General features: G+C 53.4%; 13 protein-coding genes and 1 rRNA gene. 7 read left to right on the top strand and 7 right to left on the bottom strand.

All coding sequences use genetic code 11. The annotated features are described in order from the left end of the window. Positions 1-116: ribosomal RNA gene (gene rrf / locus ACERY3_RS23425) — 5S ribosomal RNA — on the top strand. A 98-nt stretch (positions 117-214) separates the two neighbouring features. Here the strand turns inward: rrf and mobB are convergent. Together mobB and mobA are read right to left on the bottom strand one after the other, a co-directional pair. Continuing rightward, entirely contained in the window at positions 215-718 is a 504-nt protein-coding gene (mobB, locus tag ACERY3_RS23420) for a molybdopterin-guanine dinucleotide biosynthesis protein MobB (protein WP_373226585.1), read from the bottom strand. Beyond that, the gene (mobA, locus tag ACERY3_RS23415) at positions 715-1,299 is read right to left on the bottom strand and encodes a molybdenum cofactor guanylyltransferase MobA (RefSeq protein WP_211138145.1); all 585 of its coding nucleotides are present in this window, start codon (positions 1,297-1,299) and stop codon (positions 715-717) included. Before mobA ends, mobB begins: the two co-directional genes overlap by 4 nt. A gap of 68 nt (positions 1,300-1,367) precedes the next feature. Here mobA and ACERY3_RS23410 point away from each other — a divergent pair, with 68 nt between their 5' ends. The 3 genes from ACERY3_RS23410 to dsbA all read left to right on the top strand — a co-directional run bounded on the left by ACERY3_RS23410 (position 1,368) and on the right by dsbA (position 3,350). After that, the gene (locus ACERY3_RS23410) at positions 1,368-1,637 is read left to right on the top strand and encodes a YihD family protein (protein WP_008501866.1); all 270 of its coding nucleotides are present in this window, start codon (positions 1,368-1,370) and stop codon (positions 1,635-1,637) included. A gap of 75 nt (positions 1,638-1,712) precedes the next feature. Continuing rightward, positions 1,713-2,699 carry a serine/threonine protein kinase gene (locus tag ACERY3_RS23405; protein WP_039264179.1) on the top strand — a complete coding sequence of 329 codons (987 nt, stop codon included), beginning with the start codon at positions 1,713-1,715 and terminating at the stop codon, positions 2,697-2,699. A gap of 27 nt (positions 2,700-2,726) precedes the next feature. Beyond that, a complete protein-coding gene (dsbA, locus tag ACERY3_RS23400) occupies positions 2,727-3,350 on the top strand; it encodes a thiol:disulfide interchange protein DsbA (RefSeq protein ID WP_033146975.1) in 624 nt (207 codons plus the stop codon). A 23-nt stretch (positions 3,351-3,373) separates the two neighbouring features. Here the strand turns inward: dsbA and ACERY3_RS23395 are convergent, their stop codons facing one another. Further along, positions 3,374-4,282 (bottom strand): acyltransferase, encoded by a 909-nt coding sequence (locus ACERY3_RS23395; RefSeq protein ID WP_373226584.1) that lies wholly within the window; start codon positions 4,280-4,282, stop codon positions 3,374-3,376. A 440-nt stretch (positions 4,283-4,722) separates the two neighbouring features. Between ACERY3_RS23395 and polA the strand changes: the two genes are divergently transcribed. Beyond that, on the top strand, positions 4,723-7,515 hold the full coding sequence (gene polA / locus ACERY3_RS23390; protein ID WP_214586770.1) for a DNA polymerase I: 2,793 nt from the start codon (positions 4,723-4,725) through the stop codon (positions 7,513-7,515). Positions 7,516-7,826: 311 nt separating this feature from the next. Here the strand turns inward: polA and yihA are convergent, their stop codons facing one another. After that, positions 7,827-8,456, bottom strand: a complete 630-nt coding sequence (gene yihA, locus ACERY3_RS23385) for a ribosome biogenesis GTP-binding protein YihA/YsxC (protein WP_029741470.1) — start codon at positions 8,454-8,456, stop codon at positions 7,827-7,829. Positions 8,457-9,033: 577 nt separating this feature from the next. On the opposite strand from yihA, the gene yihI reads away from it, so the two are divergent. Both yihI and hemN read left to right on the top strand, forming a co-directional pair. After that, positions 9,034-9,549, top strand: a complete 516-nt coding sequence (gene yihI, locus ACERY3_RS23380) for a Der GTPase-activating protein YihI (protein ID WP_032644299.1) — start codon at positions 9,034-9,036, stop codon at positions 9,547-9,549. Between the two features lie 188 nt (positions 9,550-9,737). After that, the gene (gene hemN, locus ACERY3_RS23375) at positions 9,738-11,111 is read left to right on the top strand and encodes an oxygen-independent coproporphyrinogen III oxidase (protein WP_058841941.1); all 1,374 of its coding nucleotides are present in this window, start codon (positions 9,738-9,740) and stop codon (positions 11,109-11,111) included. Between the two features lie 73 nt (positions 11,112-11,184). Here hemN and ACERY3_RS23370 read toward each other — a convergent pair whose 3' ends face one another. From ACERY3_RS23370 to glnL, 3 genes are all read right to left on the bottom strand, one after another. Beyond that, positions 11,185-11,295 carry a YshB family small membrane protein gene (locus tag ACERY3_RS23370; RefSeq protein ID WP_023333898.1) on the bottom strand — a complete coding sequence of 37 codons (111 nt, stop codon included), beginning with the start codon at positions 11,293-11,295 and terminating at the stop codon, positions 11,185-11,187. Between the two features lie 111 nt (positions 11,296-11,406). Further along, complete coding sequence (gene glnG, locus ACERY3_RS23365) at positions 11,407-12,819, bottom strand: nitrogen regulation protein NR(I) (RefSeq protein WP_023309765.1); 1,413 nt, start codon at positions 12,817-12,819, stop codon at positions 11,407-11,409. Between the two features lie 11 nt (positions 12,820-12,830). After that, positions 12,831-13,880, bottom strand: a complete 1,050-nt coding sequence (gene glnL, locus ACERY3_RS23360) for a nitrogen regulation protein NR(II) (RefSeq protein WP_373226582.1) — start codon at positions 13,878-13,880, stop codon at positions 12,831-12,833. Positions 13,881-13,902: the final 22 nt, after the last annotated feature.

Raw genomic sequence — 13,902 nt, 5'->3', positions numbered from 1 at the left:
CCTGGCGGCTTTAGCGCGGTGGTCCCACCTGACCCCATGCCGAACTCAGAAGTGAAACGCCGTAGCGCCGATGGTAGTGTGGGGTCTCCCCATGTGAGAGTAGGGAACTGCCAGGCATCAAATAAGTAGAGAGGCCATCTGCAAGGATGGCCTTTTTGCGTTTAAGCATTCAGAAATTTGTAGGCCGGATAAGGCAAAGCTGCCACCCGGCAAGTCAGATCGCACTCCACTCCACAATAAACTCCGCAATCCCTTCCACATCATTTAAATCCAGCATCGGAACTTCAAGCGGCAATACAACATCACTGGCCACCGCAATCACATGCTCATCCAGCGTTAATTCGCTGAAATCATGCCCGGCATCGCTTCTGAACAGCAGGATCTTAGGCACGGCCTCATGCTTAAATCCCTCGACCAGCACCAGATCCAGCGTGGCGTGATCCATCCGGCTGACCAGATAAGCGAGATCCAGCGGTGCCTCATCCGGCGTTTCTGTCATCAGCGCCCAGCGTTGAGTACTTGCCACCATCGTTTGCGCTGCACCCGCTTTACGCAATGCATAGCTATCTTTTCCCGGTCTATCGACATCCATATTATGATGGGTGTGCTTAATCAATCCTGGACGGATACCTTTTGCACAAAGCGCAGGAATGAGCTTTTTCAGCAGAGTGGTTTTTCCGGTCCCACTCCAGGCAGAAATGGCGACAACAGATATCATCTTTTCTCCTGCATCATCTGCAAATCGTCAGGCGTATTCACATTCACAAAAGCTGATTTTAAATCGCTAAAATCAACGGGATGACCACCAGACTCGCGCATAAAAGCCATCACCCTGCGCTCTCCCGCAGCCAGATAGGACTGCAGGGCTGGCGCCAGGGATCGGTGCATCAATGCGATAGCAGGATGATCACGCTCGCCGTCATTTACCCAAACCACGGGAGCCGTACCCCGAAGCAGCAACAAACGTTCGACAAGACAGGACGGAATAAACGGGGTATCGCAGGGACAGAAGATGAACCACTCTCCGCGAGACTGTTGCATGACCGAAAGCATCCCGGCCAGCGGTCCCGGGTAATCCTCAAGGATATCCTGGTAAACGGCATACCCGCTGAGCTGGTAAGTGTCGATATGCCGGTTAGCACTGATGACCATTGTCGACACCTGGCCTGCGAGCGTATCAGCGACACATTGCCATAAGGGTTTGCCGTTCAGGCGTTGAAGCCCCTTATCTTTTCCCCCCATTCGCGTCGCTCTGCCACCTGCCAGAACGACCCCAATGATTTCCTGGCTAAGATTCACGAATATCGCCTCTTTTATTGTGGGATTGACCCTGCTAACGTGTCACTCTAAATGAAAGGAGCACCACCATGAAATGTAAACGTCTGAATGAAGTTATTGAACTCCTCCAGCCCGCCTGGCAAAAAGAGCCAGAGCTAAATCTGATGCAATTTTTACAGAAACTGGCGAAAGAGTCAGGTTTTGACGGCGATCTGGCAGACCTTTCTGACGACATCCTGATCTATCACCTTAAAATGCGTGACTCTGCCAAAGATGCTGTTATTCCTGGTATTCAGAAAGATTATGAGGAAGATTTTAAGACCGCATTACTGCGCGCCCGAGGCGTAATTAAAGAGTAAAAGCTTGTAAGCGGCGGCACCGAAATCGCCACAAGATGATATCCTGAATCATTCGTATAATTTCCGGATGATCGGATGAACGACCAGGCTTTTACTTTCCAGACATTACACCCGGACACCATTATGGATGCCCTGTTTGAACAGGGTATTCGGGTGGATTCCGGGCTAACACCGTTAAACAGCTACGAAAACCGCGTCTATCAGTTTCAGGATGAGGATCGTCAGCGCTTCGTCGTAAAATTCTATCGTCCTGAACGCTGGTCCGCAGAACAAATTCAGGAAGAGCATCAGTTTGCTCACGATCTGCTGGATGACGATGTTCCCGTTGCCGCACCGCTAAAATTCAATAACCAAACGCTCCTCACGCACGAAGGGTTTTACTACGCTGTATTCCCGAGCCTGGGTGGCCGCCAGTTTGAAGCGGATAATATCGATCAGATGGAGTGGGTTGCCCGCTATCTTGGGCGCATACACCAGACGGGACGCAAAAAAGCCTTTATTGCCCGCCCGACTATCGGGATTCAGGAATACCTTCTTGAGCCGCGCGGAATATTCGAAACGTCTGCCATGATCCCCACTGCGTTAAAGGATGATTTCCTCAACGCCACCGATAAGCTCATTGCTGCTGTTAAAACCTGCTGGCGCGACGATATTTCTGTCCTGCGCCTGCATGGCGATTGTCATGCCGGAAATATCCTCTGGCGTGATGGTCCGCTGTTTGTCGATCTCGATGATGCTCGTATGGGGCCAGCGGTTCAGGACCTATGGATGCTGCTCAATGGCGACAAAGCCGAGCAACGCATGCAGCTTGAAACCATTATTGAAGCTTATGAAGAATTTAGCCCGTTTAATTCAGACGAAATTGCCCTGATTGAGCCTTTACGTGCGATGCGTTTTGTTTATTATCTCGCATGGTTAATCAGGCGTTGGGACGATCCCGCATTTCCCCGGAATTTCCCGTGGCTTACCGGAGAGGATTACTGGCGTAGCCAGATATCTACATTTACTGAGCAGGTCAAGGTTCTTCAGGAACCCCCTCTGCAATTAACGCCGATGTATTAATTGGACACACCCAGGAGAGAGTTAATCATGAAAAAAATTTGGCTGGCGCTGGCAGGTATGATTCTGGCATTTAGCGCTTCTGCTGCGCAGTTTACCGACGGCAAACAGTTCATCACGCTGGACAAACCGGTTGCTGGCGAGCCACAGGTTCTGGAGTTCTTCTCGTTCTATTGCCCACACTGCTATCAGTTCGAGCAGGTTCTGCATGTTTCTGACAACGTGAAGAAAAAGCTGCCAGAAGGCACCAAAATGACCAAGTACCACGTCGAGTTCCTGGGCCCATTGGGTAAAGACCTGACCCAGGCGTGGGCGGTTGCGATGGCACTGGGCGTGGAAGATAAGATCACTGCGCCAATGTTTGAAGCCGTACAGAAAACCCAGACCGTTCAGACCACTGCGGATATCCGTAAAGTGTTCGTTGATGCCGGCGTGAAAGGGGAAGAGTATGACGCAGCATGGAACAGCTTTGTGGTGAAATCTCTGGTTGCTCAGCAGGAAAAAGCGGCTGCTGACCTCCAGCTTCAGGGCGTTCCGGCGATGTTTGTTAACGGCAAATACCAGCTGAACATGCAGGGCATGGACACCAGCAGCATGGATATCTTCGTACAGCAGTATGCTGATACCGTGAAATACCTGGTTGAGAAGAAGTAATTTCGCTGATGTAAAAACGCCGGTCACTGACCGGCGTTTTTGTATGAAGATTTAATATTGTTTATCTGTTCGTCTTTCTCTTTCCAGAGCGTATTAAGCCACTGCTGGAAACGACGCTTGAAATTCTTATCGTTAACGTAATCACCGTGCAGCCCGGCATCTATCGGGACCAGATCGACACGCACAACAATGCGCGTCAGTTTGCCGCTGAGCATATCGAAGAACGGCGTCTTATCGTTTTCCGGATAGCAGAGCGTGACGTTCAGGAGTTTATCGAACTGTGATCCCAGCACGTTAAGCGCCATCGCAATACCCGCAGCCTTTGGCGGCAGCAGATGCTGGTAAGGGGAGCGAGTTTGTTGATGCTTCTCTTCCGTAAACCGGGAGCCTTCAACAAAGTTAACGATGGTCGTTGGATGCGCACGAAACTTTTCGCAGGAACGGCGCGTGGTCTCCACATCTTTGCCGCGACGCTCGGGATGACGAATCAAATAGCTGCGCGAATAGCGTTTCATAAACGGCATATCAAGCGCCCAGCAGGCCAGCCCGATAAAAGGCACCCAGGCGAGCTGCTGTTTCAGAAAGTATTTGTTCATCGGGATGTGTTTGCGAAAAAGTACGCATAACACCACGATGTCCGCCCAGCTGTGGTGATTGCAGATCAGCAGATACCAGTTCTTCTTGTTAAGACTCTCCAGCCCTTTGATATCCCACTTCAGATACGGGTTCAGGCACAGCAGGATCGCCAGTCCTTCGCACCAGCAGTACATCATGAAGTTACAAAATGCGGACACGGCTCGCCACACCATGGGAACAGGCAGCAGCAGTTTAACGATCCCGGCGATAATGATCGGCACAGAGCAGGCGACAGTCACCAGGATAGTTAAAATGATGCTTAACAGTAATGTTATTGCAGCGAGCAATCTCGGCATGATGAGCTTTTTCAGGTAGTTAGCTGTAAGTGAGCGGTCGGCTATGCAACGCCGGGCGCTGATTTTACCAGAAAACAGACAAATTAATGGCGCTTTGACGTGATGATTTGGCCGCTTTTACCCTGTCGCAGACGATTTCTCTGTGATTGTGCGCTTAACAAGGCTTATATCCACATAGACTAAATTGCCATCAGTTGACCATATAGATAAGATCTAATGCTATAACAGCATGATAATTAAGATCTAAAAATTAACGCATATGTATTTTTTACGTCTGTTATTCATATGAAGTGAAAATATACACAAACTTATCCACAGTTTGATTTTTGCGAGCGATCCTCACGATCGCAAAATCTTTTCCTGTATCTGGCGCTAATACCTGATGTTTTCATCCTTCTGTGGCATCCTTTACCCATAAATTGATTAAAGGCACGGACATTATGGTTCAGATCCCAGAAAACCCTCTTATTCTCGTCGATGGCTCTTCTTACCTGTATCGGGCATATCATGCGTTTCCTCCTCTGACCAATAGCGCAGGGGAACCCACCGGCGCAATGTACGGCGTGCTGAACATGCTGCGCAGCCTGATCCTTCAGTATCAGCCAACCCATGCGGCTGTGGTCTTTGATGCGAAAGGTAAAACTTTCCGCGACGAGCTGTTTGAGCATTACAAATCTCACCGTCCGCCAATGCCTGACGATCTGCGCGCGCAGATTGAGCCGCTGCACACCATGGTAAAAGCGATGGGGCTGCCGCTGCTGGCCGTCTCTGGCGTTGAAGCCGATGACGTCATCGGTACGCTGGCGCGTGAAGCAGAAAAGATGGGGCGTCCTGTGCTGATCAGCACCGGTGATAAAGATATGGCGCAGCTGGTGACGCCAGGCATCACCCTGATTAACACCATGACCAACACCATTCTGGGGCCAGAAGAAGTGGTCACAAAGTACGGCGTGCCGCCTGAGTTGATTATCGACTTCCTCGCGTTGATGGGCGACTCCTCGGATAACATCCCGGGTGTCCCTGGTGTCGGTGAAAAAACCGCGCAGGCGCTGCTCCAGGGGCTGGGTGGTCTGGACACGCTCTACGCGGAATCGGATAAAATCGCCGGGCTCTCCTTCCGTGGCGCAAAAACCATGGCCGGAAAACTGGAAGAGAACAAAGAGGTGGCTTATCTCTCCTATAAGCTGGCCACAATCAAAACCGATGTCGAACTGGAGCTGGGCTGTGAGCAGCTTGAAGTGCAACAGCCTTCCGCTGACGGTCTGCTGAGCCTGTTTAAGAAATACGAATTCAAGCGCTGGACCGCTGACGTGGAAGCCGGTAAATGGCTGCAGGCGAAAGGGGCCAAACCTGCTGCAAAGCCGAAGGAGACAATCGTCGTTGACGCAGAAGAGCAGGCGGAAGAAGAAGCCGTGGCGCTTTCCTTCGACAACTACGAAACCATTCTTGAAGAGTCACGGCTGATCGCCTGGATCGAGAAGCTGAAAAAGGCGCCCGTCTTCGCCTTTGATACCGAAACCGACAGCCTCGATAACATCTCTGCCAATATGGTTGGCCTGTCATTTGCGACAGAGCCGGGTATTGCCGCCTACGTCCCTGTGGCGCACGATTACCTGGATGCGCCGGAGCAGATCTCCCGTGAACGCGTGCTTGAGCTGCTGAAGCCGATCCTGGAAGACGAAAAGGCGCTCAAGGTCGGGCAAAATCTCAAGTACGATCGCGGCATTCTGCAAAATTACGGCATTGAACTGCGCGGGATTGCCTTCGACACCATGCTTGAATCCTACATTCTGGACAGCGTCGCGGGCCGCCATGATATGGATTCCTTATCTGACCGCTGGCTCAAGCACAAAACGATCACCTTTGAAGAGATTGCCGGTAAAGGGAAAAATCAGCTCACCTTTAACCAGATCGCTCTGGAAGAAGCGGGGCGCTACGCGGCGGAAGACGCAGATGTCACGCTACAGCTGCACCTGAAGATGTGGCCAAAACTGCAGAAGCATGAAGGTCCGCTGAACGTGTTCCAGCATATCGAGATGCCGCTGGTGCCCGTGCTGTCACGCATTGAACGCAACGGCGTGAAGATTGACCCAACGGTGCTGCATAACCACTCCGGGGAGCTGGCGCAGCGTCTGACCGAGCTCGAGCAAAAAGCGCATGAGCTTGCAGGCGAGCCGTTTAACCTCTCTTCGCCGAAGCAGCTGCAAACCATTCTGTTTGAAAAGCAGGGCATCAAGCCGCTGAAGAAAACTCCTGGCGGCGCGCCGTCAACCTCTGAAGAGGTGCTGGAAGAGCTGGCGCTGGATTATCCGCTGCCAAAAGTGATTCTGCAGTACCGTGGTCTCGCGAAGCTGAAGTCTACCTACACCGACAAGCTTCCGCTGATGATCAACCCGAAAACGGGTCGCGTGCACACGTCGTACCATCAGGCTGTCGCGGCGACCGGTCGTCTCTCATCAACCGATCCCAACCTGCAGAACATCCCGGTACGTAACGAAGAAGGCCGCCGTATTCGCCAGGCTTTCATCGCACCAGAGGATTATCTGATTGTCTCTGCTGACTACTCGCAAATTGAGCTGCGCATTATGGCGCATCTGTCCCGCGACAAAGGCCTGCTGACCGCGTTTGCCGAAGGGAAGGATATCCACCGGGCAACCGCGGCGGAAGTCTTCGGCTTGCCGCTGGACAGCGTGACCAACGAGCAGCGCCGCAGTGCTAAGGCGATCAACTTCGGTCTGATTTACGGCATGAGCGCATTTGGTCTTTCGCGCCAGCTCAACATTCCGCGCAAAGAGTCGCAGAAGTATATGGATCTCTACTTCGAGCGTTATCCGGGCGTGCTGGAATATATGGAACGCACCCGCGCGCAGGCGAAGGAAAAAGGTTACGTCGAAACCCTGGATGGCCGCCGTCTCTACCTACCGGACATCAAATCCAGCAACGCGGCGCGTCGCGCTGGTGCAGAGCGTGCGGCGATCAACGCCCCGATGCAGGGTACCGCGGCGGACATTATTAAGCGTGCAATGATCGCCGTTGATGCCTGGCTGGAAGAAGAGAAGCCTCGCGTGAAAATGATCATGCAGGTACACGATGAACTGGTATTTGAAGTGCACAAAGACGACCTCGACGCCGTGTCGAAGAAGATCCACGAACTGATGGAAAGCAGCATGACGCTTGACGTGCCGTTGCTGGTGGAAGTGGGAAGTGGCGAAAACTGGGATCAGGCTCACTAAGGGTTCTTCGCATAACGCGCTTTTTATGTAAGTTTGCAACATAACAACGCGCGTTTTGTGACAATCATTAGAATTCCCTATGTAAAGAATGAAAAAAAACTACAAAAAGTGCTTTTTCTGCAGCACAAAAAGGGGTAGAGTTGTCGGCGTAGGGTACAGAGGTAAGATGTTCTATCTTTCAGACCTTTTACTTCACGTAATCGGATTTGGCTGAATATTTTAGCCGCCCCAGTCAGTAATGACTGGGGCGTTTTTTATTGCGTCAAAGAAAAATTCAGGCAAAAAAAACGCGGCTATCGCCGCGCTCGGTATTACTCTTCTTCCGCTTCCGTCGCGGGTTCCAGCTCGCTAAACCAGGTATCGAGCTTCTGACGCAGCTTGTCCACGCCCAGCTTTTTCAGCGAGGAGAACGGCTCAACCTGCACATCACCGTTGAACGCCAGCACCGCTTCGCGAACCATATTCACCTGCGCTTTACGCGCGCCGCTCGCCAGCTTATCGGCTTTCGTCAGCAGCACCAGCACGGCGATATCGCTTGCTACAGCCCAGTCGATCATCTGCTGATCCAGATCTTTCAGGGGATGGCGAATATCCATCAGCACCACCAGACCTTTCAGGCACAGGCGTTTTTCCAGGTATTCACCCAGCGCACGCTGCCACTTGATTTTCATCTCTTCCGGTACCTGCGCGTAACCGTAGCCCGGTAAGTCGACCAGGCGTTTGCCCTCTGCGACTTCAAACAGGTTGATCAGCTGGGTACGGCCAGGTGTTTTTGAGGTACGCGCCAGGCTCTTCTGATTGGTCAGCGTATTCAGGGCGCTGGATTTCCCCGCATTGGAGCGGCCAGCAAATGCCACTTCAATACCGGTATCAGAAGGAAGGTGGCGAATATCGGGCGCACTGGTGACAAAATGCGTCTGTTGGTAGTTCCAGGTAGTCACGTGGTCGTCTCCAAAATCGTAATCTGAAGGGGATTATACCCGAATGCAGCCAAAAGGCTTTTCTGATTGCTATGAGCTGTAGGCGAATGCCCCAACCTGTGTGAGAGATCGGCCAGTGATGCTATGGGAGATTTCAGAGAATTCGCAGGCGTCAAAAAATCCAAACTGTTTTAAATCATAAGCTTATTTCCGGGTGATTGTCTGAAAAATCCTTTTTGTACCGTTTCGTTGCTTGTTAGTTTAACGGAACAAGGTAAAGTGTGCGTCAGGGCGAGGAAGCCAACAGGAAATCGACTTAAGGATTAGGGTCAGGAGCGCCAGGAGGCGAAGACGCAGGATTGTCAGGATGACCAGCGCCTGGAGGCGTTTTAAAAGGAAATGGAACCGTATCACGGACGGTATTAGCCAAGGGATAAACAGGGTTTGTTGTTGGCAAACACGGAATGTCTGACCCGCTAAGGGTTGTGAGTCAGGAAAAAAGGCGACAGATTGCTCTGTCGCCTTTTTTCTTTGCTTGCTTTCTGCTAGATTTCGCCGCAATTCTATACTGAAGAAAACGACTTAAAGATAAAACATCATGAAAAAACCAACCTCCGCTGCGGGCGCGAAACGCCCTGCAAAAGCACGCCGCAAAACGCGCGAAGAACTGAACCAGGAAGCGCGCGATCGCAAACGCGACAAAAAACATCGCGGTCACGCTGCGGGTAGCCGTGCCAACGGTGGTGGTGCAGCGGGTGCTTCTGCAAAAGGCAAACAGCAGAAAGACCCTCGTATCGGCAGTAAAACTCCCATTCCACTGGGCGTGACAGACACCCCGGTCACTAAGCAGCACAAACCAAAGAGCGAGAAACCTATGCTTTCACCGCAGGCTGAGCTGGATTTGCTGGAGAACGATGAGCGCCTGGACGCGCTGCTGGAACGTCTTGAAGAGGGTGAAACCCTGACCGCTGAAGAGCAGTCATGGGTGGATGCCAAACTGGATCGTATCGATGAACTGATGCAGAAGCTGGGCCTGTCATACGACGATGACGAAGATGAAGAAGAAGACGAGAAGCAGGAAGATATGATGCGTCTTCTGAAGGGTGGAAACTAACATTTGCACCCGGCAGGCACGATAGTCCTGCTTATAACCCTTCCGGTTATATGTTATCTGGTGTGGTTATTCGTTAAACTACGGCGGTTGTCGCGGCGACAGAAGTGGCTGCGCACCCGAATGATGGCCCGCGATGGGGCCAGAACGGGCCGCCGTATACGAACGCGACACCAACGGAAGGAGTGAGCATGTCAGCACCAACTATCGACTGGGATTTGGCCCTAATCCAGAAATATAACTATTCCGGGCCGCGTTATACGTCATACCCCACCGCGCTGGAGTTCTCCGATGCCTTCGGCGAGGCTGATTTCCAGCAGGCTGTCGCGCGCTATCCTGAGCGTCCGCTGTCGCTCTACGTCCATATTCCGTTCTGCCACAAGCTGTGTTACTTCTGCGGCTGCAATAAAATCGTTACCCGTCAGCAGCACAAAGCCGACCAATATCTTGACGCGCTCGAACAAGAAACTGTGCATCGCGCGCCGCTGTTTGCCGGTCGTCACGTCAGCCAGCTGCACTGGGGCGGCGGCACGCCAACCTATCTGAACAAAGCGCAAATCAGCCGCCTGATGACCCTGCTGCGCGGCAATTTCAGTTTTAACGCCGACGCTGAAATCTCGATCGAAGTCGATCCGCGTGAAATTGAGCTGGATGTACTGGACCACTTACGCGCCGAAGGCTTCAATCGTCTGAGTATGGGCGTGCAGGATTTCAATAAAGAGGTTCAGCGTCTGGTGAACCGCGAGCAGGACGAAGAATTTATCTTTGCCTTACTCAATCACGCGCGCGAGATTGGTTTCACCTCGACCAATATTGACCTGATTTACGGCCTGCCAAAGCAAACGCCGGAAAGCTTCGCCTTCACCCTGAAGCGCGTGGCCGAACTCAACCCGGACCGCCTGAGCGTCTTTAACTATGCGCATCTGCCGACGCTCTTTGCCGCTCAGCGCAAAATCAAAGATGCCGATCTTCCTTCTGCCCAGCATAAGCTGGATATCCTGCAGGAAACCATCACCTCGCTGACCGAAACCGGCTATCAGTTTATCGGGATGGATCACTTTGCCCGTCCGGATGACGAGCTGGCGATTGCGCAGCGTGAAGGCGTTCTGCACCGTAACTTCCAGGGCTACACAACCCAGGGCGATACCGATTTGCTGGGGATGGGCGTCTCCGCTATCAGCATGATTGGCGACTGTTACGCGCAGAACCAGAAAGAGCTGAAGCTTTACTACCAGCAGGTTGATGAAACGGGCAACGCGCTGTGGCGCGGCATTGCGTTAACGCGCGACGACTGCATCCGACGCGATGTGATTAAGGCGCTAATCTGCAACTTCCGTCTCGATTTCAGCGACGTTGAGTCGCAGTGGGATCTTCACTTCAGCGATTATTTTGCGGAAGACCTGAAGCTGATTGCACCGCTGGCGAAAGACGGGCTGGTGGATGTGTCGGAGAGCGCGATTGAGGTCACGCCGAAAGGGCGTCTGTTGATCCGTAATATCTGCATGTGCTTTGACGCGTATCTACGTCAGAAAGCGCGACTGCAGCAGTTCTCGCGGGTGATTTAAGGCGCATTGCAAAATGCACGAAACGTAGGCCGGGTAAGGCGAAGCCGCCACCCGGCTTTTACGTTCAACTCCGCTAGCTAAACAGCCCAACCAGCGCCGCACACAACATAGCCGCAACGGCTGTCTGTGGCGTGTGGCTTTCAGCGGCTCCGCTAGAGAGCATATTCACGATTGTTTCCAGCATGATGTTCACCCCCAATTTCCGGGCACGATCATACAAAACTCATCGGAACAGTAAAGCGCAAAATAACGGCAATTTGCGCTCAATTAATAACCTTTACACAGCGGCGTGCGATCACTCCATTCCCAGCTCTTTAAGCTTGCGCGTCAGGGTATTACGTCCCCATCCCAGCAGGCGAGCGGCTTCCTGCTTATGACCCTGCGTATGACGAAGCGCGGTAGTTAACAGGGTACGCTCCATCTCCGGCTGAGCTTCAGACAGCAGGTTTTGATGACCGGAACGCAGCGCGCGGTCGGCCCACTGCGCCAGAAGCGTCGCCCAGCTGTCCGGCAGCGCGTGCCCGGTACTGCTTTCAGGCGCGGTCGCTTCAAACAGCTCGGCCGGTAAATCCTGAATCAGCACTTCCTGCCCGGCGGCCATCACGGTTAACCAGCGGCAGGTGTTTTCCAGCTGACGCACGTTGCCCGGCCACGCCAGACGCGTCAGAGCGGCATCGGTTTCCGGGTGAAGCTGCTTGGCTTCCACGCCCAGCTCGCGGGCGGCTACCTGCAGGAAATGACGCGCCAGGCGGGGAATATCTTCCCGACGCTCACGCAGCGGCGGCAGATGAACGCGGATGACGTTCAGACGGTGGAATAAATCCTCACGGAATTTTCCTTCCTGAACGCGTTGCTCCAGATTCTGGTGGGTCGCGGCGATAATGCGCACGTCCACCTTTACCGGCGCATAGCCTCCCACGCGATAAAACTGCCCGTCGGCCAGCACGCGCAGCAGGCGGGTCTGGACATCCAGCGGCATATCGCCAATTTCATCCAGGAACAGCGTACCGCCGTCAGCCTGTTCAAACCGGCCCTGGCGAATGGTATTGGCGCCGGTAAATGCCCCTTTTTCATGGCCGAACAGTTCGGACTCAATCAAATCCTTCGGGATCGCCGCCATATTCAGGGCGATGAACGGTGCTTTTGCCCGCGGGCTGTGGCGGTGCAATGCATGCGCCACAAGCTCTTTACCGGTTCCCGATTCACCGTTAATCAATACGCTGATGGACGAGCGGGACAAACGACCGATAATGCGAAACACGTCCTGCATCGCCGGCGCTTCGCCGATGATGTCTGTCGTTGGCCCAAAATCGGGTGCGTGGCGCGGCTGTTGCTGCTCCTGATAATGGCTAATCGCGCGCTCAACCAGCGCCACCGCTTCGTCGATATCAAAGGGTTTGGGCAGGTAATCGAACGCCCCTTGCTGATAGGCGCTCACTGCGGCATCCAGATCGGAGTGCGCGGTCATTATGATGACCGGAAGCATAGGGTGGCGTTGTTTGATCTGCTTTAACAGCGCCAGCCCGTCCATGCCCGGCATACGAATATCCGAAAGCAGAACATCTGGCGTTTTGGTGGTGAGTGCGTCGAGCACTTCGCTGCCGCTCTCAAACGTCGTGCAGCTTAATCCTGCCCCAGTGAGCGCGCGTTCAAGCACCCAACGGATGGAGCTATCGTCATCGACTACCCAGACTATCCCTCGTTGCATAAACGTCACCTTTATTTTTTAATCGGCAGGAAAACCGAAAACTCGGTATGTCCCGGCCAACTGGTAAATTCAATTTTCCCGGAGTGTTGATCGATCAAACTGCGGGCAATGGATAAGCCCAGGCCGGTCCCGCCTTCGCGACCGCTTACCATCGGGTAGAACAGGGTGTCCTGCAAATGCGATGGAATGCCGGGCCCGTTATCCTCAACGTCGATTCGGGCGGTCAGCCGGTAGCGCACGCCGTGTAACGTGAGCTGGAAGGCGGTGCGGGTGCGTAAAATAATCTCACCGCCTTCAGGCCCCAGCGCCTGCAGGGCATTACGCACAATATTCAACAGGACCTGCTCAATCTGGTCCGGGTCATGGGCCAGTTCCGGCAGGCTTGGGTCGTAATCACGTACCAGCGTGACGTTCTCCGGCAGCTCCATTGAAACGAGCTTCACCACCCGCTCAGCGACTTTATGGATGCTTTCCGTGACGTGCATTCCCGGCTGCTGCGGACCGAGAAGACGGTCTACCAGATTCCGCAGACGGTCCGCCTGCTCAATGATGACGTTGGTATACTCCGCCAGCGCGGGATCGGGCAGCGCCTTGGTCAGAAGCTGCGCCGCGCCGCGTAATCCACCCAGCGGGTTTTTGATTTCATGCGCCAGACCGCGCACCAGGTCACGGGCGGCAATCTGCTGCGCGTGCTGAAGCTGCTCCTGGCTCAGTCGACGCTGATTATCCATCGGCGCCATTTCCAGCAGGATCAGGCCTTCGGGAAGACGTTGCGCGGTTAGCGACAGAATATGCGAGCGCCCGTCGATCACCAGCGTCACTTCGTTATCGGTAAACCCCTGGCCGGCCTGCAAACTTTCCTGCATCAGGCCAATATTCAGCGAAAAATAGCTCAGGAGTTCAGGAAGCGGGGTGCCGAACAGTTTACGTGCGCTTTGGGCGAGCAGCTGCTGCGCCGCCGGGTTGGCGTAATGAACGGCCAGCTCGTCATCGACCAGCAATATGCTGTTAATCAAAGAATTGAGGATCTGCCCAGCATCGGGCAGCGTGCCAGTTGCCATTCAGCAGTCTCCTGGAGTCGTT

Source organism: Enterobacter cloacae complex sp. ESBL7 (genome assembly GCF_041679625.1).
GTDB classification, from domain to species: domain Bacteria; phylum Pseudomonadota; class Gammaproteobacteria; order Enterobacterales; family Enterobacteriaceae; genus Enterobacter; species Enterobacter asburiae_B.
This window is presented reverse-complemented; position numbering and strand designations above follow the sequence as displayed.